The following is a 22,890-nucleotide window of genomic DNA, read 5'->3' on the forward strand; positions in this document are numbered from 1 at the left end:
AGTTGGTCTGTAAACTGCAGATCGTTCCCAAGCGGGAGAGACGTGGCGTGACACATTCTCTGCGGATCGGAGGAGCAAGTGGTTTTTGGGGGGATGCCCCTCATGCGACACAGCAATTGCTGCGGGCCCCAAAGATTGACTTTCTGGTCTACGACTACCTGGCCGAAATCACCATGTCGATCATGGCCCGCGCCCGCCTTAAAGACCCCCAAAAGGGATATGCGGTGGATTTCGTCTCTGACGTTATAGCCAACAATTTAACCCAGATCGCCGAGCAGGGCGTCAAGGTGTTGTCAAATGCGGGTGGGGTCAACCCAGTGGCCTGTGCTGTTGCTTTGCGTCGCAAATCTGCTGAATTGGGATTGAACGTGAAAGTCGCAGTGGTCGAAGGCGACGACCTGCTGCCACGTGTTGCTGAGTTTGTCGATCGGACTGAGATGTTTTCCGGTGCGCCGATGCCACCGACCGAAAAGATCGCCTCGGTGAATGCTTATATTGGGGCTGGGCCGATATTGGCGGCGCTGCACGGCGGTGCTGATATCGTCGTCACGGGCCGCTGCGTCGACAGCGCTCTGACTCTGGCGGCGTGCATGTATCATTTTGGATGGCGGCCCAAAGACCACGACTTGCTAGCTGCCGGGTCGCTTGCGGGGCATCTTCTGGAATGTGGCCCCCAAGCCACTGGCGGGAATTTCACGGACTGGAAATTGGCAGGCGACATCGCCAAGATCGGCTATCCAATTGTCGAGGTAAACGCCGATGGCGGGCTGGTCCTGACCAAGCCGCAGGGCACGACGGGATGTGTGATCCCGGCTTCGGTCTGCGAGCAGATGCTGTATGAGATCGGCGACCCGCAGTCCTATATTCTGCCTGACGTGATTTGCGACTTTTCCAATGTCAGGATTGAGCAATCCGAGCCAGACCATGTAACCGTTTCGGGTGCAAAAGGCCGCGCGCCGACAGGGCAGCTCAAAGTGTCCGCCACCTGGGGGGATGGCTATCGCGCGGGCATGACGATTCTGATCAACGGGCGTGAGGCACGACAAAAGGCGAAGGCTTTTGCGCAAGCGGGGTTGGATCGCGCGCGCGCTGTCCTGCACCAGATCGGTGCTTCCGACTATCGCGAGGTGTCGTTTGAAACCTTCGGAGGTCGGCCTGGCGACGGCGATTACGAAGAGATCTCGTTCAAGGTAGCCGTGAAACACGATGACCCTCGCGCGGTTGGCGTATTCCTGCGTGAAATGACCGGGTGCGCACTGGCCGCACCGCCGGGGTTGCACATCTTTACCGGAGGAGGGCGTCCAAAACCCTCGCCAGTCGTTGCCCTGTTTTCCTTCTTGGTGCCAAACAACACGCTGACCTATTGCGTAACGATGGATGGGGACGATATCGCATACAATCCGCCGAAAACGTCCCCACAAGACCCGGAACCTGTCCCGGCAAAAGCCCCGGAAATAGCCGATGAAAAGGTGACCGAGTGGATCACATGCCCCTTGGAAGATTTGGCCTGGGCTAGATCTGGAGACAAAGGCGACGCCGCAAACATTGGGGTCATTGCACGTCATGCTAACTTTTTGCCCTACATTTGGGCGGCGCTGACCGAAGCGACGCTGGCAGATGTTTTTTCTAACCACCTATCTGGCAGGGTCGAACGGTTCTATCTTCCAGGAACGCATTCCATGAACATTCTGCTGCAAAATGCGCTGGGTGGCGGTGGCGTAGCCTCGTTGCGCAACGACGCGCAAGGCAAGAGTTATGCCCAGATATTGCTGGCCACACCGATCAGGATTCCTGCAGAGTTATCCTCATATCCCGAGCGAGGAGAAAGCTGATGGGTTTTGTCAGTAAAGTCGTCCGCGATTCTGACAGCTTTGCCAAGAACCGGGGCGATATGCTGGCTCTTGTCGACGAGATGCGCGCGCTTGAAGCGCGTCCTGTCGCCCTGTCAGAGAAACGGCGCGAACGGATGGAGGCCCGGGGGCAGATCACACCCCGTGACCGTTTGGCCCAACTGTTGGATCCCGGAATGCCTTTTTTGCAACTGCACGGGTTGGCGGGCTACTGCGTCGATACATGCGATCCTGATCAATCGGTTCCGGGCGCGTCATTGGTCATCGGCATCGGCTTCATCTCGGGCGTGCGCTGCATGATCATCGTCGACGATTCAGGGATTAAGGCCGGCGCGATGGTCGAGATGTCAGCTGCGGCCTTCCTGAGCGCGCAAGACATGGCATTGAAACAGAACCTGCCTTTTGTGCATCTTGTCGAAAGCGCCGGTGCAAACCTGATGGAATACAAGGTCGAATTCTGGGCCAATGGCGGCAAACTGTTCCGCAATCTGGCCCGCCATTCGGCCGCAGGACTGCCCAACATTGCAGTGCTGCACGGCCCGTCAACCGCCGGCGGGGCCTATATGCCCGGCCTTGCAGACTATGTCGTTGGCGTGAAGAACAACGGCATGGCCGCCTTGGCCGGTGCCGCCTTGGTTCACGCGGCGACGGGCGAAAAGGCCAATGACCGTGATCTGGGCGGGTCCGAGATGCATGCCACCACATCCGGGCTGGTCGACTATCTGGCCGAGGATGATGCGCACGGTATCGAAATGGCGCGGAACGTGATGGCCCGGCTGGATTGGAACAAATCCTTGCCTGTGCGTCGCAGCAAAGAAGTGCAGCCACCGAATTGTGATGTGGATGAGATCGCAGGCATTGTTCCAACCGATTATCGCGTTCCCTATGACGTCCGCGAGGTCGTGGCCCGCATTGTGGATGGCTCGGACTTTGAGGATTTCAAACCCGACTATGGCTCGGCGACTGTCTGTTTGCAGGCCGCAATCAATGGTATCGCAGTGGGTATTCTTGGAAACAACGGGCCACTGGACCCTGCAGGCGCAAACAAAGCCGCACAATTTATACAGTTATGTGGTCAGGCCGATATTCCCCTTATCTTTCTCAATAATATCACAGGGTTCATGGTCGGCACCCTATATGAACAAAGCGGCATGATCAAACATGGGGCCAAGATGATCCAGGCCGTTACGTCGGTCGATGTGCCCAAGATCACGCTCTATGTCGGGGCAAGTTTCGGGGCCGGCAATTACGGGATGTGCGGCTACGCCTATGACCCGGACTTCCTGTTCGCCTGGCCCAATGCGGCAACGGGCGTGATGGGAGGTGAGCAAGCCGCCGGGACGATGGAACTGGTTGCGCGCGCAGGGCTTAAACGCAAAGGGATCGACCCCGACGAAGCCAAACTGGCAGCACAAAAGGCAGCTATCACAGCACATTTCACACGACAGGAGAATGCATTTTACACCTCGGGCCGGTGTATCGATCATGGCGTCATAGACCCCCGCGACACGCGACGTGTGCTGGGCTTTTGCCTTGAAACCTGCCTTGAGGGTCGCGCGCGAACGGTCAAACCCAGCTCGTACGGGGTGCACAGGTTTTGACCATGCTGCACTACTCATCAAGTCCACATCCAAGACAGATAGCAGAGGCTGAGGCATGACATTCGACACGCTTCTCGTTGCCAATCGTGGGGAAATCGCCGCGCGTATCATGCGAACCGCCCGGTCGCTTGGCCTGCGCACAGTGGCCATTTATTCAAGCGCTGACGCTCGGGCACCCCATGTCGAACTTGCTGATGAGGCGGTCTGGATCGGTGAAGGGCCGATTGGTGCCAGCTATCTGAACGTAGAAAAAATCATTGCTGCGGCTCAGGAAACTGGGGCAGGGGCGATCCACCCGGGCTATGGGTTTTTGTCCGAAAATGCGGGTTTTGCGGCGGCAGTCGAGGCCGCGGGTTTGACTTTTATCGGACCCGATCCCGAAGCGATCCGGCTGATGGGCGACAAGGCCGTCGCCAAACGCCTTATGATTGGCGCGGGCGTTCCCTGCGTTCCAGGGTATGAAGGCGATGATCAATCGGGTTCCGTACTGGTCGCTGAAGCGAGCAAAATCGGTTTTCCCATCATGGTCAAAGCAGCAGCTGGTGGCGGTGGACGCGGAATGCGCGTGGTCCAATCCGCCGACACTCTTTCTGAGGCGATCGCGCTTGCCAGATCCGAGGCCGAGAACGCTTTTGGATCCGGCGAACTGATCCTTGAGAAAGCGATCGGTGATGCGCGCCATATCGAATTTCAGATTTTTGCCGATGGGTGCGGAAACGTAATTCATCTGGGCGAAAGGGAATGCTCGGTTCAGCGTCGCCACCAAAAAGTCATCGAAGAAGCCCCAAGCCCGGTCATGACGACAGAGTTGCGCGCAAAAATGGGGGCTGTGGCGATTGAGGCGGCCCGTGCGGTGAGCTATCGCGGCGCCGGAACCGTGGAGTTTCTTTTGGAACCGTCCGGCGTGTTCTATTTCCTTGAAATGAACACCCGACTGCAGGTTGAGCATCCTGTGACCGAGATGGTCACTGGCCTCGACCTAGTGGCGCTACAGATCGCTGTCGCGCAGGGTGACGCCCTTCCAATCTCTCAGGAAGACGTCACCATGAACGGCCATGCCATCGAGGCGCGGCTTTACGCCGAAGACCCTGCTAATGGATACCTGCCGGTAACCGGTCCAATTGATTTCTGGCAGGCTGCGACTGGACCCGGAGTGCGTGTTGATTCAGGCATTCAGCAGGGACAAGAGGTATCGCCTTTCTATGACGCCATGCTTGCAAAGATCATCGCGCACGGTCCAACCCGCGAAACGGCACGTGCGCGGCTGATCAAGGCTGTGCGTGAAACTATTTTGCTGGGAACGGTGACAAATTCGCGGTTTCTTGCAGATGTGCTGCAGCACAGAGATTTCATTGCCGGCGATGCAACGACAACATTTCTGGATCGGACCTACCCCCGGGGCTTTCCTGCGTACCGGGTAACTGCGCCGGACATCGCCTTGGCGGTTGCGCTGTTGTTGGATGCGGATCAGGCCCGCGCAAGGGCGGCGGCGGGCTATGTATCCGCCGAACAGTTGGGTTGGTCCAGCGCGGCGTTACCGCCGTTCGCCGTGACGCTTGCCTATGGTGACGAAGAGATACAAACGCGCGCGCTCGCCCGCCCCGATAGATGGACGGTATGGGTTGAGGGCAACGCGTATGATGTCTCGTTCATCAAGCGCAGCAGCGGGAAGGTCCGGGCACGCATAAATGACAACACCGTCGACGCCACCGCACACATAACCAGCAACACAGCCCAGATCGCCATCGGCGCCGAGCGCCTGACGTTTCGACGCCTGCGTCCCGGTGCATTGGATGCGGGAACTATCGCTAGCGGTCGCGTCACCGCCCCCATGCCGGGTGCCCTGGTCGAGGTGGCGGCAAGACCCGGTCAAAGCGTTTCCAAAGGGGACTGTCTGGCCGTTCTCGAAGCCATGAAGATGCAACACCAGATCACCGCTGCCGTCGCAGGCGTCATCACCTCTGTCCACGTTGAGGTCGGGCAACAGCTGAGCGCGGGGGATGTGATGATCGAGATTGACGAAACATAGACGGATTTGGGTGTGTGTCGACCGCCGCCGCTCAGACACTTCATCCGGGGACATCGAATAGGCAAACACAAAATCGAGGGAACAAGCAGTGCAACAGGCAACGGATTTTCTGCAAGAAAGCGAGGCATTGTTTGCCATTCTGGACGGTATTTCGGGCGATCAATGGGAAATTCCAACTCAGTTCAAGGGGTGGACGCTGAACGATGTTCTGGTGCATCTGCACTATTGGAACCAGATGGCAGATCTGTCGCTTCAGGACCCCGACGCGTTCACTGCGCGCATTGGGGCATTGCTTGTCAAAGCCAAGGCCGAAGGGCTGCGCGCAGCCGAGAACGAAGCGATCCTGCTGCGTGGGAACGAGCTGCGCGATTCCTGGCGGACACTTTATACAGATATTGGTACACGTTGGGCCGATCTCGATCCCAAGCGCCGGGTGAAATGGGCCGGTCCGGATATGTCTGTACGCTCATCAATTACGGCCCGTCAGATGGAGACTTGGGCACATGGGCAAGAGGTTTTTGACGTTCTTGGTGTCGAGCGCGTCGAACATGACCGGGTCAAGAACATCGTCATTCTGGGTGTGAACACGTTTGGCTGGGCCTATCAGGTCAACGGCAAACCTGTGCCCGAGGCGATGCCGCGGCTTGAACTGACCGCGCCATCTGGAGCCTTGTGGGAGTTCGGTGAACGGGGGGACAATCGGATAACAGGCCCTGCGGTAGAGTTTGCACAGGTCTCAGCCCAAACCCGCAACATCGCGGATACATCGCTGAAGGTGGAGGGGCCGGTTGCTGCCGAATGGATGTCAATCGCGCAGTGTTTTGCCGGTGGTCGCGAAACGCCCCCTGCACCGGGCAGCCGTCACCGCGCTCGGGGCGCGCAGATCGCGTGAAAGAAGTTGAATGTAAGCCTTGAACCCGGCACAAAAGGAACCACCCGTCCGACCGAAAGCGAAGATATGCTGCTGTTTAATGTGACAAAACTTGCATCTGGCCTGATCGTCGCTGTTGTCATCGGCTGGCTGCTGGTGCTGGGCAAAAGTATCCTTCTTCCGGTGCTTTTGGGCATAATCGGTATATACATTCTGGACTCGACCGCCTCGACAATCGGCCGTGTTCCGGGGTTGCGCCACATTCCACGCCGCGGGCGCCGTTTACTTGCGCTGCTTGCCATATTTCTAACGTTGGTTCTGATAGGGGTCTTTCTTGAGGCAAACGCGCAAGCGGTCGCCCAGAATATCCCGCGTTACCAAACCAACTTAAAAGCGCTGATTGACTCGGCAATGGCGATGTTGGGCGTCAAAAAACTGCCAGATTGGTCCACGATCGAGCAGACGATTGCTGGCAAGTTCGATATTTTGGGGTTTGTGCAGGGGACGCTTTCCACAGTGCAGGGTTTCGGGACGGTCATGTTGATGACAATCCTTTATATTGTGTTCATCCTGTCCGATCTGGATGACATGCCGGAAAAAGTTAGAAAGGCGTTGGGTGATGCCGAAACAGCTGACCGGTCGCTGCAAATCGTCGCCCAGATCAACCAGAAGATTGGCAGCTACCTAAGTGCAAAGACCCTGATCAACGTCATTCTGGCTGTGATCTCCTATGTGATCATGTTGTTGCTTGGGATCGAGTTCGCAATGTTCTGGGCTATATTGATCGGACTTTTGAACTATATCCCATATCTGGGTTCAATCGTGGGTGTTCTGTTTCCCGTCATGCTGAGCCTTGTGCAATTCGGCGGCATCTGGCATGCCGGGGTCGCACTGATCGCGCTTATGGCCGCTCAGCTGTTTGTAGGAAATTTCCTTGAACCACGACTTGTTGGAAACTCGGTGAACCTGAGTGGATTTATGGTGCTGTTTTCACTGACGATCTGGACCGCGATGTGGGGTCTGGCAGGCACCATATTGGCGATACCGTTGACCGCCGTGGTGATGATTATCTTGTCGCAAATCCATTCCACGCGACCGCTGGCGATTTTGATGTCAGAAAGCGGCGAACTTGACTGATTGCTCCAAAGCCCGGTTTTAAGTGTTTAAAAAATTCGCCATCTTCGGTGCGCGACCGCCACCCATTAGTCGGGGTGGCAGCCGGCTTAAAATCTTTGACGTTTAAAGTTTAATGCGGAACGCGGCAAAACCATCGGCGCCTTCGCCTGCGTCTTCGATCACCACTCCTTTGACATCGCTCATATAGTCGCGCGCTTTGGGGCCGGTTTCGAAAAGCACCGTGGTATCTGCGAGCGGGGCGAAGGACCAGTTGGCGTCCGCTTTTGGATCAATTGTGCCCTGCTCGACAATGTAGCGAACGATGACGTCGCGGTTGGTATCGGGGGCCTCGAAGACAACCGTGTCGCCCAATGCGCCCGGGAAAGACCCGCCGCCAGACGCGCGGTAATTGTTAGTGGCGATGATGAATTCCATGTCATCCGTAACCGGCGTGCCGTTGAAGGACAGGTTCACAATCCGCGCCGCGTCTGGGTTCACTTCTTCGCCTTTTGGTCCAAATCGCGAGGGCTGGGACAGGTCGATCTCATAGGTCACGCCGTCCATTACATCAAAATTATAGGATGGGAACTCTGGATTCAGCAGGATTGCGTCGGCCGAGCCCGGCTCAACCTGATTGAACATGCCTGCCGAACGCTCCAGCCAGCCTCGAACCTGTGCCCCGTTCACGCGGACCGCCCGCACGGTGTTCGGATAGAGATACAGGTCAGCCACGTTTTTGATAGCCACATCGCCCACTGGAACGTCGGTATAATACTCTGGCCCACCACGGCCACCGGCCTTGAACGGAGCGGCGGCTGATAGGATGGGCAGCCCTTCGTGCTCGGTGCCCTTCATCATCTCTTCGACATACCATTTTTGTGCGATCGACACGATTTGCACCGACGGATCATCCGCGACGAGTGCGAAGTAGCTGTGCAAAGGCGCGGACGTCTTCCCAACGGCGCGGCGCACATAAGCCAGTGTTTCGTCGTGATCTTTGGCGACCGAATCCAGCACGGTCTGGTCGTCGCCAACCAGCGCGGTGATTGAGCGATCTTCGTTGCGCTTTGAGATCGGGCGCGCCTCGGACGTCGTTGTTACAACGCGCCATTCATTCCCGTCGCGTTCCAGCAGCAGGTCCAGCAGACCCAGATGCGAACCCCAGAAACCGCCCATGACCGCTGGTTTACCCATAAGCGTGCCTTTTTCGACGTCGATACCCGGGCGATCCGCGAAAGTAGGCGAGGGGAAGACCAGATGATTGTGGCCCGTGACCAGCGCGTCGATGCCATCGACGCCGGCCAGCACGACCGAGGCGTTCTCCATGCCGTCGGCGTGATCTGCCTCACCGATGCCCGAATGAGAAAGGGCGATGATCAGGTCGCAGCCTTGCTCTTGCATTTCTGGCACATAGGCTTGCGCCGTTTCAACAATGTCGCGGGCCTGAACGTTGCCTTCCAGGTGCTTGCGGTCCCAATTCATGATTTGAGGTGGGGTAAAGCCAATGACGCCGACCTTGATTGGATGCTTGCTGCCGTCGCCCATTTCAATCTCGCGGTCGAGAATGGCGTAAGGCTTGACCAAGGTCTTATCGTCGCGTGGCCCCGCGCCTTGTTCCTTGGCAATATTGGCCAAAACGACCGGGAAATCCGCCCCGGCGAGTGACTTTTCCAGAAAATCCAAACCGTAATTGAACTCGTGGTTGCCCAAAGTAGCGGCGTCATAGCCCACGGTGTTGAATGCGGCGATGATCGGATGGCTGTCGCCTTCTTTCATACCACGCTCATAGGCGATGTAATCGCCCATCGGGTTGCCCTGCAAAAAGTCGCCATTGTCCACCAGCAACGAGTTGGTTGCCTCTGACCGAATGTCATTGATGATCGATGCGGTGCGCGACAGGCCTACCGTATCGCGCGGCTTGTCTGCGTAGTAATCATAAGGGAAGACATGCACATGGATATCGGTGGTTTCCATGATCCGAAGATGCGCCTGATTGTCGGCAGCAGCGGCCGAAAACGGGTGTAGGGTGATTGCGGCGGCGCTGGCCGTAGTTGTGGCAAGGAACTGGCGGCGAGACATCGAAAAATGGCTGGAGGAGGTCATTCGGAACCTTTCAATATGTTGGCTAACGCGCCTTCTGCATGACTTACAAAACAACCGTGTGACACTGGTATCCAAAGCGTTTGCAGCGGCGCGGCGCATGCGGGAATGTTTGGTACTGATGCCCATTGTGATCTGCTTACCCAATCATGGCAACATGTGTCGATTTGAGACGGTTGATTATCGCGCGGTGCATATTGCGGAAATAGCGACAGCGGCATTGGGATAGAATGTTCCGCATCGTTTGCTAATGCGGCGTTGGCACAGCGGACCATTGCAAGCATCCGCGTTTTTTCCGCCTGAGTGACGCAGATGGTAAAATTTGGTTGTGATAACGATCTTTATCTATAAAAGAATGTGTAGCCATGAGAGTTCTCGAAAAGTATCTATAAAATGAAAAATACCTCCCCGATATGGTCCCGCGACGCTGCTCAAGCTCTGTATGACCTTCCGCTGATGGATTTGCTGTTTCGCGCGCAGACAGTGCACCGGGAGAACTTTGATCCCAACAAGGTCCAGACATCGAAACTGCTGTCGATCAAAACAGGTGGCTGTGCCGAAGATTGCGCCTATTGCTCGCAATCAGCACGGAACGGATCCAAACTGTCGGCCTCGAAACTGATTGAGGTTCAGCGCGTTCTGACCGAAGCCCGCAAGGCCCGCGACGGCGGGGCAACCCGTTTCTGCATGGGTGCCGCATGGCGCGAACCCAAGGACCGCGACATGGATGCGCTTGTCGCAATGGTCGAAGGTGTGCGCGAGATGGGGATGGAAACCTGCATGACCCTTGGCATGTTGGACGATAATCAGGTGGTTCGTCTGCGCGATGCGGGGCTGGACTACTACAACCACAACATCGACACGTCCGAGCGGTACTATCCCGAAGTCATCACAACACGCACCTTTGCGGACCGCATTGACACGATGAACCGCGTGCAGGATGCGGGCATCAAGGTCTGTTCCGGCGGCATCCTCGGGATGGGGGAAGAGGTTCAAGACCGTGTCGATATGCTGGTCACACTGGCCAATATGAACCCGGCACCAGATTCGGTGCCGATCAACATGTTGATGCCGCAAGAAGACACGCCTCTGGCAGACGCTAAACCGATCGATCCGATCGATTTTGTAAGGGTCATAGCCGTTGCGCGGATCATGATGCCACAATCTTATGTACGGCTTTCCGCCGGGCGCAGCGATATGAGTGAGGAATTGCAAGCCATGTGCTTCTTCGCCGGTGCGAACTCGATCTTTGTTGGCGAAACGCTTTTGACGGCAGAAAACCCCGAAGAAGACACTGATGCCATATTGTTTGCCAAGCTTGGGCTGCAGGTGGAAACATCTGCGGAAAAATCCTGTTTGGATGCTGCTGAATGAAAGCACTGAGTCGGTTGAACTCGATGCTTGAACTGTTGGACACCCGGCACCGTCGCCGGGTGTTGGCGCAGCCGCGCGGTCTGGACTTTGCGTCCAATGATTACCTTGGATTGGCGCAATCGCCATTCCTGCGCAATGCCGCGCAAACGGCATTGGCGCAGGGCGTGCCGCTGGGATCTGGTGGTTCCCGTCTGTTGCGGGGCAATCATCCCGAACATGAGGCGCTTGAACACGAGGCCGCCGCCTTTTTTGATGCTGAGGCTGCTTTGTTCATGGGCGGAGGATTTCAGGCCAATCAGGCGATTTTCTCGACCCTTCCTGCCGCCGATGATCTGATCCTTTACGATGCTTTGGTTCACGCAAGCGCGCATGAAGGCATGCGGATGGGACGCGCCCAAACATGTGCTTTTTCTCATAATGATGTTGCCGCAGCGCGTCTGACCATTGAGGCGTGGTTGGCAGAAGGCGGGTCTGGTCAAATCTGGATCGCAGTAGAAAGCATCTATTCCATGGAGGGCAACATTGCGCCCTTGGCCGCGCTGTCTGATCTGGCCTGCGAACACGGTGCCATATTGGTCGTGGATGAGGCTCATGCGACCGGAGTATTTGGCCCGAACGGTAAGGGCCTGGCGCATGGCCTAAAGGCTGAGTTGCTAACTTTGCACACATGCGGCAAAGGGTTGGGGGTTTCGGGCGGATTGATTTGCGGCCCTCGGGTGTTGATCGAAACACTGATCAACCGCGCGCGTCCGTTTATCTTTGCCACAGCCCCATCGCCGTTCAACGCGGCCCTTGTTCGCGCGGTTCTGCAGCATCTTCAAACAGATAGTTTTATGGGCCAGAATGCCCTGTCCCGCATTCGCCACGCGCATGCCGTCGCACGTCAGATCGGAACACCCCAAGAGGCGCTGAACAGCCAGATTATCCCCATTATTCTGGGCGATGACGCCAAAACCATGGAAATGGCCGCAACGTTACAGGCCAAAGGTTTTGATGTCCGTGGTATCCGGCCGCCGACCGTGCCACGGGGCACGTCGCGTCTGCGCGTGTCGATCACCGGCAACGTGGACAAGGATGACATAAGCGCTCTGTTCGAAACACTGGCGCATCAACAGACGGAGGCGGCATGAGCGCTGTTATCGTCACGGGCACCGACACCGGCGTCGGAAAAACGGTTTTTGCTGCGGGACTGACGGCCACGCTTGGCGCAACCTATTGGAAGCCAGTGCAATCCGGGCTTGAGGATGCAACGGACACAGAAACCGTCGCGGCGCTTTCCCGTGCCGAAATTTTGCCGGAAGCCTATCGCCTGAACATGCCAGCCTCACCCCATTTGTCAGCCGAAGACATGGGCGTCGAGATTTCGCCGGATCGACTTGCGCTGCCGCAGGTCAACGGCCCCTTGGTCGTCGAGGGGGCAGGCGGGATCATGGTGCCGCTGAACCGCAAGACCTTTTTCCTTGATGTCATCTCGGGGTGGCAGGCACCCGTGGTTCTTGTGGCCCGGACCGCGTTGGGGACGATCAATCACACAAGCCTGTCCCTGATGGCCTTGCGGGGTGCAGGTTGCAACGTTTTGGGCGTAGCGTTCGTAGGCGACGCTGAGCCAGAGGTTGAACAGACCATCGCCGAGATGTGTCAGGTTACCCATTTGGGACTCTTGCCGTATCTTGAAACCCTGTCGCGAGAAACGCTGTCGGATGCTTTCGATGCGATTGACACAGCAACAATTCGGAGAGCTCTGTGACCGCTCTGGAGTTTGATGCCCGCCACCTGTGGCATCCCTATACGAATGTTCTGAACCCCGGTCCGATGCATCTGATCACAGAGGCCGAAGGGGTATGGCTGACCCGGGAAAACGGCACTCGGATGATCGACGCAATGTCGTCGTGGTGGTGTGCGGTGCACGGGCATCGTCATCCGGCCATTACTGCTGCGATGCAGGAACAGCTGCGGCAAATGCCCCATGTCATGTTCGGTGGCCTGACGCATCGACCCGCAATTGACCTGGGACGCAAGCTGGTCGAGCAGTTGCCTGACGGGCTGGATCGCATTTTCTACAGCGACAGCGGATCGGTCGCGATTGAAATCGCTTTGAAAATGGCCGTGCAGTTTCAGATGGCGCTGGGTCACACGGGGCGCACGCAGTTTGCGACCATTCGCGGCGGGTATCACGGGGACACATGGAAAGCGATGAGCGTCTGCGACCCCGAGAATGGGATGCACGGGCTGTTCAGTGGCGCGCTGTCGATCCAACATTTCCTGCCACGCCCGCCGATATCATTTGACCAGGAATGGACGGATGATCCAACCCTGAATGGGCTGGATGCTTTGGAAGAGCTGCTGGAAACCAAAGCCGATCAGATCGCGGCCCTGATCCTTGAGCCTGTGGTGCAGGGCGCGGGTGGTATGTACTTCTATCACCCCAAGTGGCTAAAAGGCGCGCAAGACCTGTGTAAAGCACACGGAATTCTTGTGATTTTTGACGAAATCGCGACCGGGTTTGGTCGCACGGGCGAACTGTTCGCGATGAACCACGCCGAAGTGGTTCCGGACATCATCTGTTTGGGCAAAGCTTTGACTGGCGGCCATATTACTCTGGCCGCGACCGCCACGACTGAAGATGTCGCGCGCCGAATTGGGGAAAGCGAAGCCAGCGTTTTGATGCACGGCCCGACCTATATGGCCAACCCGCTGGCCTGTTCTGCCGCGGTGGCCAGTCTGGACCAACTGTCGGTCAGAGATTGGCGCGCCGAAGTGCACGCGATCGCCGACCAGATGAAACGCGAGCTTGCCCCCGCACGTGAATTGCCAGGCGTTGCCGATGTGCGCGTGCTTGGCGCGATCGGGGTCATCGAAATGGAGCAATGGGTTGATCCCGCGGTCGCGCATGCGGTGGCACCCGATACCGGCGTTTGGTTGCGCCCGTTTGCCCGCAACATCTATTGCATGCCGCCCTACATAATCTCCACCGATGAATTGAGCCGCGTAACATCGGCCATGATCTCGCTCGTCAAAGGCATGCCATGAAACAGCGGTGGTTATCGCGTTCGGGAACGGATGAATTGATCCTGATTTTTGGCGGTTGGGCGCTGGGGGCTGCTCCTTTTGCTGGGCTTTCAGGGCGCAGCGATGTGCTGTTCGTCGACGACTTCCGCCTCCTCGACGATCCTCTGCCTGATATTGCGCAATATGACCGGGTCAATCTGATTGCCTTTTCTTTTGGTGTCGCATCTGCGGGCCACTGGCTGACGCAAACTGGATTTTGTCCCGATCGGCTGATTGCTGTCAGCGGCACGCTATGTCCGGCTGACTCCGAGCGTGGCATCGCGCCGGACATGATCCGCGCCACGGCGGATAATCTGACCGAAGCCAGTTTCGCAAAGTTCTGTCGCCGTGCTGGATTGAACGGGCCGGTTCCTGAAATTGATCTGGAGGCTGCGCAGGCAGAGCTTCACGCCGTGATCGACCGTGGTGGCGCACCCGAAGTGGCGTTTGACCGGATTTGGATCCCTCAGCGGGACCGTATTATCCCGACCCCCGCGCAAGAGGCGGCATGGGCGCACCAACAATCTGCCGTGCGTGGTATTGCCTCCCCGCATGTTCCGTTTCGCGACAGCCAGAACTGGCAGGAGTGGATCTCATGAACGTGCAGATCGCGGACCGCGTCCAGCGCAGTTTCAGCCGCAGTTTCCGCAGCTATCACGGCTCGGCCAGCCAGCAGGCCAAAATCGCGGATCGGCTGGTCCATGAGATGCGGGCCGGCGGCGCACCGCATCGATTCGCGACCGGATTGGAATTTGGGTGTGGCACAGGCCACCTCACGCATCGGGTATGTAGCGCATTCGATATTGGTCAGTTGACGGTCAATGACCTGTCGCCCGAAGCAGCAGAGACCGCAACGGCCGTCGGTGCGGACTTTTTGTGCGGCGACGCCAAAATCGTCGAATGGCCGTTTCAGCCAAAGCTAATCACGTCAGCGTCTATGGTCCAATGGTTGCATGACCCTGCAACCTTTCTGCAGCGCGCAGCCAAAGCATTGGCTCCTGGTGGGTGGTTGGCGGTTTCAGGTTTTGGACCGGAACAGTACCAGGAACTGGTGAAAGTCGGTTCCACTGCCAAAGCGCCGGGCTTGTGCCGATCTGAAGATTTGGCCGCGGCAGTCGAAGGCCAATTAGAGATTATCAGTTGCGGCGAAAACCTTTCTGCATTGCACTTTGATACGCCCCGAGGCGTTCTCAATCACCTTCGAAGAACTGGGGTCAACGGGCGCGCGCAGAAGGTCTGGACCAAAACCAGTCTTGCCCAATTCACGGAACAATATGTCCGGCACTTTGGCGACGATGATGGCGTGTCCCTGACATATAACCCGACGTGGATCGTGGCCCGCAAACATGGCTGAGTGCCGCTACCAATCAATGCGTTCATAGACTTCGGTCTCAATACACGAGATCTCAGAGCCCGGGTTGGTTAGTACCGCTTCGGCCATGACATCGCCGTCGTTTTCCCCGTGGCTTTGCGACTGATCCATGTGCCACGGCGCCGGCGGTTCAACCTGCATTGTCGCAGCAAGCGTTTCGGACAGATCAGGGGCAAATTCTTTTGCATCTTCATCTGTCTGCCCGACGTCCAGTGCAAAGGGAATCTCCGAGGTCAATTGCGCACCATTAAATCCGGTGTCCGTCACCAAGATTTCCCCGTCGATTGCGCCGTCGAATCCTGGGGGCGGGGAAATCTCAAGAAAGTCGAGATCCCAGCCGGACAGATCCGCCGAACCGCCATCAGTCATCAGTGAATCCTCACCGCTGATCAGTAGCGTATTTGGTGGCAGTCCTTCCAAAGATACAGCAGCCAGATCACTTGCTTGGTCCAACTCGATTGCGACTTCAAAAGCTCCGGTTTCGCCAAAATTCGGGGCTGGGTCGGCCTGCAAAAGCTCACGCCCCGTTGTGTCGGGCCCATCCCATTCCAATTTCAACCCTGCACGGCCGTAGTTCTCAAAATACCGAACTTCGATATCATAAGTGCCGGGTTCCAGGTCGATTTCTCCGGACCGCGTCCGGAACCCATGCAGACCATCATTGTCCACGATCCTAAGCCCGTTGACGAAGACCGCTACGCCATCGTCCGCACCGGCAAAAAAAGTGTAAGAACCGCCTTCTTCGATTGTTATTTTACCTTCGAGTTTTGCCCCAAAGGTATCCCTTGAACCGCCTTCCCAGAATGAGTTGCGACTGTTTTCATAATTGATTTCAGACACAAATCCCTGATGCGTCGGGTCAGCGGACCAGTCGATGTCGTCCAGCTTTGACAAACTGTTGTCCATGTCAAAATAACTGGCACGGAATCCGCCCACAATTTTGGCATCTGGTGAGGGCAAGTCAGCCTGAGTTACTTCGAAAGTCAGGTGTTGTACACCGTCGTGACTGCTGTTTTCACCGGTTGGCGTAGAATGATGCAGAGCCGCTTCGACCGTTCCCTCAAATTCTGGCGGCGGTGTTACGGTGATCATCCCACCTTGCCAGCCTCCCATCTCTGCGATCCCGTCCGTGTTTGCCGCAAATTCGGTTCCGCCAATCTCGACAATTGTTCCGGTGGGCAGACCTGTCAGTTCGAATGAGGTTTCATCGGTCACGCTGAGCGTTCCCATGTCCACATCAATGGCCAGCGGCATGCCCGAAACGGTTTGGGCCTCGGACATGTCCGGGGCTGTAACCACCTCACGTCCGTCAAGACCCGGGCCCTCCCATTCAAGCTTCAGTCCAGCCCGGCCGAAATTTTCGAAGTATCGGATTTCGATCGAATGTGTTCCCGGTTCAAGCTCAACTTCACCAGATCGAGTTCGAAACCCGTGCAGCCCGTCATTTTCAACGACCGGTTGGCCGTTGATTACCAACATCGCGCCATCATCAGCGCCCAGAAAGAAAGTGAATGTTCCGCCTTGCTCAACCTCGATACTGCCATTGATCTGGACGCCAAACGTGTCTTTTGCGCCTCCATCCCAGAATGTGTCGTGACCGTTAGCGTAGTTGATTTCGGGCTTAATTTCTTCATGGGTCGGCTCTGCGGTCCAGTTGATGTCTTCCAGTTTGGAAAGACGATGATCAACGTCGAAGTATTTGGCGTGAAACCCTGACGAAAACGTCATCTCCTCCGTATCTGCCACATTGACCGTAAAGCTTTCGGTCTGACGTAACCCGCCTTCGTCAATCACCGTGACATCAATAGTGACCGAGGATGCCTCTTCATAGTCCAGTGCCACGCCGGGCTTCAGACGCAGTTGATTGTCAATAACTTCGAACCGGTCATCCGAGATTTCGAACTCATGGGTATCGTGCAAATCCGCATCCACGAAACTGAGTTGCCCCACAACGGCCCCATCGACGTTTTCGGCCACTGTCTGCTGCGCGGCGGTCAGTGTGATGTTATCAACCAGTGCGCCGTAGGTATCATTCTGGCCCTCAGGTTCGCGCAGTTCCAGCGTGTCTTGCCCGGTTCCAACAACCTGCATCTGGAACGTCTCCCAATCAGCGGATTGCGGGTCCAGCTCCGCCACCAGATTGCCGTTCCAATAGACCTCGACTGTATCGGTTCCACCTGCGAGGCGCTCACGCAGGTCAATGCCCAGATCATAGAGCTGACCATCCTCTGTCTGGACGACCTGGGAAATACTGTCGATGCCCCGACCATGATCCATCTCGAGCAGCTGATCGCCATCGGACGCTTTCGTACCGCCTAAATGATCCCAGATTTCCATTCCATGTGCGTCTTGCCAGGATCCGCTTTCATCCGAGCCAAAGCCTTTCCACCTGCCTTTATCCAAGTCAAATTCTTCGAAACTGCCATTCTGAATGAGGTTTTCAGAGGTGTTATCCAGCACAAGACCTATCGGATTCTCGTTCAAATTCTGAACCTCCACGATGAAACTCTCGGCCAGGGTGGCCCCACGAGAGTCCTTGACCGTGACGTCGACTTCTATCTGTGCCGTTTCCTCATGATCCAGTGCAATCCCGGGCTTTAGTTGTAACTTGCCGTCAACGATGTCAAAGCGGTCGTCCGAGATGTCAAAGCTGTGCATGTCCGACGCATCCGGGTCGACGATCGAGATGTTTCCGATCACCGCGCCGTTGGCGTTCTCGGCGACTGAAGTGTTGTCCAGCACAAGGCCTGTCGGACCCTCGTTCACATCCTGAACCTCCACGATGAAACTCTCGGTCAGGGTGGCCCCGCGAGAGTCCGTGACCGTGACGTCGACTTCTATCCGTGCCGCTTCCTCATGATCCAGAGCAATGCCAGGCTTTAGCTGCAACTTGCCGTCAACGATGTCAAAACGGTCGTCTGAGATGTCAAAGCTGTGCGTGTCCGACGCATCCGGGTCCACGATGGAAATGTTTCCGATCACCGCGCCATTGGCGTTCTCTGCAACAGATGTGTTGTCCAGAGTGACCTCTTGCGGCGCGTTGTTTTCGGTCTGTGTGTCGGTTGAAACTGCCGGCGCTGCATCCAGATTGGGTACGCTTGGCGGCTCTGGACGAGAGGCCGGACCGCTTACATGGGTTTTTCCCACACCTTTGGTTGTTTGGGGCGTTGAAATTGCAGCACTGATTGTTTCCATTCCGGCCGCGCTTTCGTCAATTTCCGTCGCCTCTGCCTTGGGGTTTTGTGCAATTGACCCAGCCGACGAGCTCGTTGAATGAAAAGTGTGGGCGACAGGATCAGTGTTTGTGACGTTGCCGGATTGTTGTGCATGCACGGTGCGAGGGTTCAACTCTTCCGGGGAACCCTCGTTCCGAGTGTTGCGTTCCAATGTCCCAGAGAACTGTTGGCCTGTGTGTAACGAACTGCGCGTCGGATCTTCGCTTGGCTCGACAACACTGCGGGAAAGATGAGAGGCGATCTCGTGTTGTTCGTCCATATCGGCCTGTGCGGACCTTGTGTTAAAATTCAGGTCGTTCTCTAGTTTACCCATCGCACAATTCCCCAAACAACAGCTGATTCACCGTTTTAGGTAACACGCCTCCGCCCATAACGGGCAACTAAGCGATTAAATTTAAAGGCAAATCTTAGGCAAGATGTGCCGGAGAATTTACGGGTCTTAAACGGAAGCCGACCACTCCTGCTGAAATGACCAAGGGGGTGAAAAGCATCATGGAACCGCGTGGATTTGTTGGTCGCATTTCGGCACCTCACTTTGATATCCCGCTTTGGGTTGCCTCTCTGACTATGAATATTCTGTCGCTTTTGATGCCGATTTCCATCTTGCTGATATTCGATCGGGTTATCCCATTTCAGTCTACAGACACGCTGCGCGTATTGACGGTGGCACTGGTGATCGGAGCCTTTATGGAGCTGTTGCTTAGACAGTGCCGTGCCGTCCTTTTGACAACCTCGGCTGAGGGGGCAGCGGTCTGGAATTACCGCCGCTTTATGACCAAAGTCCTGAACGCGAATTCTCTGGCCTTCTCACGCGAACCCGCCAGCAATTATGCGGAACGCTACGCAGCTATCGGCCAGTTGCGGGACTACCATTCGGGGCAAGGGCAAACACTCTCGATTGATCTGCCCTTTACGGTCTTGTTTGCGATTTTGATCGGATTGATCGGGGGGTGGCTGATTTTGGTGCCATTGGGCGCGTTTTGCGTTGTGATCATCTTCGCAGCGGTCATGAAGCGGGGGCAGTGGGCTTTGTTCAAGCACCGCAAGTCCCTGGACACACGCCGATACGCGTTCTTGACCGAGATTTTGTCGAACATGCCCACGGTCAAGGCAAACCGGATGGAGCCACAAATGGCCCGCCGCTTTGAATTGCTTGAAGATCAGACCGTCGATATCAGCAAAAAGCTGATCCAATTTTCGGGCTTTGCACAAAGCTTTGGAGCCATCTTTTCGCAGATGACTGTTGCTGCGATGGGGCTGCTGGGGGCCTACCTGGTGATCATCAACCTGATCGGCATCGCCGAATTGGCTGCCTGCATGCTGTTGAATGGCCGAATTATCCAGCCTTTGACCAAACTCATGGCGATGTGGGTTCAGTCGGAAAACTCTGCCATTTCACAAGCACGATTGCACGAAATGGAACAGCTTGAAATCGGGCAAAGTGTAGGGCTTTCCTACAATCACTTGGATCAGATCAGGGTTTCCGGTTTGTCCATGCGCCGTTTGAAGGGAGAGGGGAGAGCTTTCTCGCCCCTCAACATTCAGGTGGAGCAAGGGCAGGGCGTTTTGATTGAGCCCGAAGAAAGCTGGATGGTCGAAGCGTTGTTTGACGCAATGACGGGGCAGCGAGAGCCAGATGAGGGCAGGTTGTCCATTGGTGGCATACCGGCCTCACAGCTGACCGGGTGGCGCGGGCACGATGCGCTGGTTGCGCTCGAAGCCGAGCCCGCGATCCTGTCGGGAACACTGGTTGAAAACATCAGCGCTTTTAGTGACGCAGAGACCGTTGATCGCGCCAAGCAGATTGCCGTCGCACTTGGGCTAGAGAAACGCATTCACCGTTTGCCCATGGGTTATGCAACCCTGCTTAACACCGGAACCGGGTTTGAGGCCGACCCGGTGAACCGTCATCTCATTGCATTGACACGGGCCTTGGCGCTGCGGCCGCGGGTGCTTTTGATGAATGAACCAACAGCGGTTTTAGATACAATGGAACGCCAAGCTCTGGCGGATTACCTCCAATCCGTTTCTCCGCGGCCTACGATGTTTGTGGCAAGCCCGGACCCTCGGATGAGGCAGATAACGGACAGGTGCGTTTGCTTAAGTTTGTCAAACGCCCTGGATCTGGCGGCATGGGCGGTGGACGCAGATCTTGAACGGACTGCCGCGGAAGCCTGGAAAAAGGGTGCCGCATGACCGTAATGAACACTCAGATTGCAAGCGGGTTGCTGTTTAGACTGCTATTGGCGCGCGGCTGGCGCAATAATGAAGACCGGCTGCTTGAGGCGTTTCCGCACGTGCTGGATCGGCTCCGCCCGGATGACATTTTCGAGACGTTGGAAAACCTCAGTATCCCCTACACGCAGATCAGATGTCGTGAACGCGAGATCACGGATCACGAATGCCCGGCATTGATCATACCGGACAAAGGTGCCTGCTACCTTGCGTTGGATCGGATAGGTGGCACGCTGCAAATCAGCGAAGATCTGAACCCAGATCTGAACCACCCCAAGCCCGGCCGCCGATGGTGCACCGTCATCCGGATCGACCGCTTCACGCATCACCAGACACTCAGGCGGTTCACATCTGTCCGCTCGGCATTCGCAGAATTGGGCCCGATGTTGCCCTGGCTGCTGATCGCCTCGTTGTTGTCCAACGTTCTGGGGCTTATGGCTCCCTTGCTGATCATGGGCATCTATGAGCGGGTCATCCCGTCGGGTTCTGTTAGTTTGCTGGTTTCGCTGATGATCGGTGTGGTGATTGTGGGTGCGTCAGACCTGTGCTTCCGCCATGCGCGCACGCGGGCGTTGGCGTATGTTGGCTGGCGTGGAGAGCGTCAGTTGATGATTGCGCTGTTTCGCAAACTGATGTCACTGCCGCTGAGCCAGCTCGGGAAAACGGATGTAAACCAACAACTATCGCGTTTTCGCCAATTCGAATCGTTGCGCGATGCATTTACTGGGCAGGTCATGACGACCCTTCTGGATCTGCCATTCGTGGTGATTTTCTTTGCGGTCCTTGCATATCTCGCACCGCAGGTCGGGCTGCTGACGCTCGGCTTGGCGGTCTTTCTTGTCTTGCTTGGCGCAATCATCATCCCACATCAAAAACGGTTGGATCAAAAAACGACAGAGGCCGCCGCCGCTAGCCAGTCGGGCGTTCAGGACGCTATTCTTAACCAGCAGGCCATTGCAAATCTGGGGATGCAAAACCAATGGTTGGACCGCTGCATGCCTCTTGCACAGCGCGCAGAAACGGCCGCGCGCCGCAGCCGTCAGTTTCAGGCGCTCGCGCAATCATTGGCTCAATCCGTCACGGCACTTGCGACGATGGGGGCAATCATCTTGTGCGCGCATGGCGCGTTGCGCGGTGATATCAGCTTTGGTGCGTTGATCGCCACGATTGCGTTGGTGTCCAAAATTCTGGCGCCGATTCAGTCTCTATATTCCAGCTTCCCCCAGATCCTTTCCTTCCGAAGCAGTCGAAATCAGGCGGATCGCGTCCTTGATCTTGGCGAGGAGATCGAAGTGGGGCTGGAACAAACGCACCAAAAATCTTTAAGCGGCGCGATTGCATTTTCCTCTGTCACGTACCGGCCGGACCCTTTGAACGCGCCTGTCCTTTCGCAAGCCAGTTTCAACTGTGATCCGGGCGAAGTGGTACTGGTCATGGGCAGCGATGCGGCAGGTCGCACAGCGGTGCTTGATCTGATCGACGGCCTCAATACGCCTTTGGCTGGTACGATTGAACATGACGGCATCGACATTCGTCAGATTGCCAGGGACGAATTGCGTAAATCCATAACCTACGCCACCTATAACATGTCGATGTTCTACGGCACTGTTGCCCAGAACTTTCGATTGGCTTCGCCGTCTCTTACTGATGACAACATAATGTCTGCTTTGACCGACATGGATTTGCTGGATGACCAAGGGCTTCTGCCAAACGGCATCGACACTCGTTTGACCGACGGTGACCTGGCGCAGATGCCATCGGCAACCTTAAAGTCGCTGGTCCTTGCACGCAGCATGGCGCGACTTTCTTCGGTCTATCTGTTTTCGGAGCCAACCAACGGCCTTTCCGACCATCGACGGGCGTGTTTCAGAAACTGGATCCGCGGGCAGCAAGGGCGCAAGACAGTGGTCATAGCAACTGCGGATCGCTCATTCATGCAGATTGCAGACCGCTTCATCTTTCTGAACGGGGACAAGGTTGTCGTGAACAGCACTGGTGATGCGGGGCGCAAGAAACTTCAGGCCGTATTGAAAACGCTTGGGAGGGAATAGTGAAATC

Annotated in this window: 15 protein-coding genes; 13 read left to right on the forward strand and 2 right to left on the reverse strand. The window is 56.4% G+C overall.

Features of this window, described 5'->3' with window-relative positions:
• Window positions 1–47 precede the first annotated feature (47 nt).
• From AC2FLJ_RS13625 to AC2FLJ_RS13645, 5 genes are all read left to right on the forward strand, one after another.
• Window positions 48–1,832, forward strand: a complete 1,785-nt coding sequence (locus AC2FLJ_RS13625; protein ID WP_496706268.1) for an acyclic terpene utilization AtuA family protein — start codon at window positions 48–50, stop codon at window positions 1,830–1,832.
• Window positions 1,832–3,451: an acyl-CoA carboxylase subunit beta gene (locus tag AC2FLJ_RS13630; protein WP_496706270.1), complete on the forward strand. Its 1,620-nt coding sequence runs from the start codon at window positions 1,832–1,834 to the stop codon at window positions 3,449–3,451. Before AC2FLJ_RS13625 ends, AC2FLJ_RS13630 begins: the two co-directional genes overlap by 1 nt.
• A 55-nt stretch (window positions 3,452–3,506) precedes the next feature.
• A complete protein-coding gene (locus tag AC2FLJ_RS13635) occupies window positions 3,507–5,480 on the forward strand; it encodes an acetyl/propionyl/methylcrotonyl-CoA carboxylase subunit alpha (RefSeq protein WP_496706272.1) in 1,974 nt (657 codons plus the stop codon).
• An 88-nt stretch (window positions 5,481–5,568) separates the two neighbouring features.
• Window positions 5,569–6,372, forward strand: a complete 804-nt coding sequence (locus AC2FLJ_RS13640) for a TIGR03084 family metal-binding protein (protein ID WP_496697905.1) — start codon at window positions 5,569–5,571, stop codon at window positions 6,370–6,372.
• Between the two features lie 6 nt (window positions 6,373–6,378).
• The gene (locus AC2FLJ_RS13645) at window positions 6,379–7,488 is read left to right on the forward strand and encodes an AI-2E family transporter (RefSeq protein ID WP_058272136.1); all 1,110 of its coding nucleotides are present in this window, start codon (window positions 6,379–6,381) and stop codon (window positions 7,486–7,488) included.
• A 102-nt stretch (window positions 7,489–7,590) separates the two neighbouring features.
• On the opposite strand, the gene AC2FLJ_RS13650 is transcribed toward AC2FLJ_RS13645, so the two are convergent.
• Complete coding sequence (locus AC2FLJ_RS13650; RefSeq protein WP_496697903.1) at window positions 7,591–9,570, reverse strand: bifunctional 2',3'-cyclic-nucleotide 2'-phosphodiesterase/3'-nucleotidase; 1,980 nt, start codon at window positions 9,568–9,570, stop codon at window positions 7,591–7,593.
• 390 nt (window positions 9,571–9,960) lie between these two features.
• On the opposite strand from AC2FLJ_RS13650, the gene bioB reads away from it, so the two are divergent.
• Genes bioB through AC2FLJ_RS13680 form a run of 6 tightly spaced genes read left to right on the forward strand, consistent with a single transcriptional unit; the run spans window position 9,961 to window position 15,343 of the window.
• Window positions 9,961–10,941 carry a biotin synthase BioB gene (gene bioB, locus AC2FLJ_RS13655; RefSeq protein ID WP_496697901.1) on the forward strand — a complete coding sequence of 327 codons (981 nt, stop codon included), beginning with the start codon at window positions 9,961–9,963 and terminating at the stop codon, window positions 10,939–10,941.
• Window positions 10,938–12,071, forward strand: coding sequence for an 8-amino-7-oxononanoate synthase (locus AC2FLJ_RS13660; protein WP_496697899.1), 1,134 nt, complete (start codon window positions 10,938–10,940; stop codon window positions 12,069–12,071). The genes bioB and AC2FLJ_RS13660 overlap by 4 nt, the downstream gene beginning before the upstream one ends.
• A complete protein-coding gene (gene bioD / locus AC2FLJ_RS13665) occupies window positions 12,068–12,688 on the forward strand; it encodes a dethiobiotin synthase (RefSeq protein WP_496697897.1) in 621 nt (206 codons plus the stop codon). The genes AC2FLJ_RS13660 and bioD overlap by 4 nt, the downstream gene beginning before the upstream one ends.
• Window positions 12,685–13,971, forward strand: coding sequence for an adenosylmethionine--8-amino-7-oxononanoate transaminase (bioA, locus tag AC2FLJ_RS13670; protein ID WP_496706277.1), 1,287 nt, complete (start codon window positions 12,685–12,687; stop codon window positions 13,969–13,971). The genes bioD and bioA overlap by 4 nt, the downstream gene beginning before the upstream one ends.
• Entirely contained in the window at window positions 13,968–14,588 is a 621-nt protein-coding gene (locus tag AC2FLJ_RS13675; protein WP_496706279.1) for a pimeloyl-ACP methyl esterase BioG family protein, read from the forward strand. The genes bioA and AC2FLJ_RS13675 overlap by 4 nt, the downstream gene beginning before the upstream one ends.
• The gene (locus tag AC2FLJ_RS13680; RefSeq protein WP_496706281.1) at window positions 14,585–15,343 is read left to right on the forward strand and encodes a methyltransferase; all 759 of its coding nucleotides are present in this window, start codon (window positions 14,585–14,587) and stop codon (window positions 15,341–15,343) included. The genes AC2FLJ_RS13675 and AC2FLJ_RS13680 overlap by 4 nt, the downstream gene beginning before the upstream one ends.
• 6 nt (window positions 15,344–15,349) lie before the next feature.
• On the opposite strand, the gene AC2FLJ_RS13685 is transcribed toward AC2FLJ_RS13680, so the two are convergent.
• Entirely contained in the window at window positions 15,350–18,910 is a 3,561-nt protein-coding gene (locus AC2FLJ_RS13685; RefSeq protein ID WP_496706283.1) for a PA14 domain-containing protein, read from the reverse strand.
• A gap of 179 nt (window positions 18,911–19,089) precedes the next feature.
• On the opposite strand from AC2FLJ_RS13685, the gene AC2FLJ_RS13690 reads away from it, so the two are divergent.
• A complete protein-coding gene (locus tag AC2FLJ_RS13690; RefSeq protein WP_496706285.1) occupies window positions 19,090–20,793 on the forward strand; it encodes an ABC transporter transmembrane domain-containing protein in 1,704 nt (567 codons plus the stop codon).
• Window positions 20,790–22,883, forward strand: coding sequence for a peptidase domain-containing ABC transporter (locus AC2FLJ_RS13695; RefSeq protein WP_496706287.1), 2,094 nt, complete (start codon window positions 20,790–20,792; stop codon window positions 22,881–22,883). The genes AC2FLJ_RS13690 and AC2FLJ_RS13695 overlap by 4 nt, the downstream gene beginning before the upstream one ends.
• Window positions 22,884–22,890: the final 7 nt, after the last annotated feature.

The sequence above is a fragment of the Ruegeria sp. CDSA034 genome (assembly GCF_059612275.1).

Coding starts and splice junctions, on each gene's coding strand:
- AC2FLJ_RS13630 (WP_496706270.1), top strand. CDS start 1,832: ATGGGTTTTGTCAGTAAAGTCGTCCGCGATTCTGACAGCTTTGCCAAG.
- AC2FLJ_RS13635 (WP_496706272.1), top strand. CDS start 3,507: ATGACATTCGACACGCTTCTCGTTGCCAATCGTGGGGAAATCGCCGCG.
- AC2FLJ_RS13650 (WP_496697903.1), bottom strand. CDS start 9,570: ATGACCTCCTCCAGCCATTTTTCGATGTCTCGCCGCCAGTTCCTTGCC.
- bioB (WP_496697901.1), top strand. CDS start 9,961: ATGAAAAATACCTCCCCGATATGGTCCCGCGACGCTGCTCAAGCTCTG.
- AC2FLJ_RS13660 (WP_496697899.1), top strand. CDS start 10,938: ATGAAAGCACTGAGTCGGTTGAACTCGATGCTTGAACTGTTGGACACC.
- bioD (WP_496697897.1), top strand. CDS start 12,068: ATGAGCGCTGTTATCGTCACGGGCACCGACACCGGCGTCGGAAAAACG.
- AC2FLJ_RS13675 (WP_496706279.1), top strand. CDS start 13,968: ATGAAACAGCGGTGGTTATCGCGTTCGGGAACGGATGAATTGATCCTG.
- AC2FLJ_RS13680 (WP_496706281.1), top strand. CDS start 14,585: ATGAACGTGCAGATCGCGGACCGCGTCCAGCGCAGTTTCAGCCGCAGT.
- AC2FLJ_RS13685 (WP_496706283.1), bottom strand. CDS start 18,910: ATGGGTAAACTAGAGAACGACCTGAATTTTAACACAAGGTCCGCACAG.
- AC2FLJ_RS13690 (WP_496706285.1), top strand. CDS start 19,090: ATGGAACCGCGTGGATTTGTTGGTCGCATTTCGGCACCTCACTTTGAT.
- AC2FLJ_RS13695 (WP_496706287.1), top strand. CDS start 20,790: ATGACCGTAATGAACACTCAGATTGCAAGCGGGTTGCTGTTTAGACTG.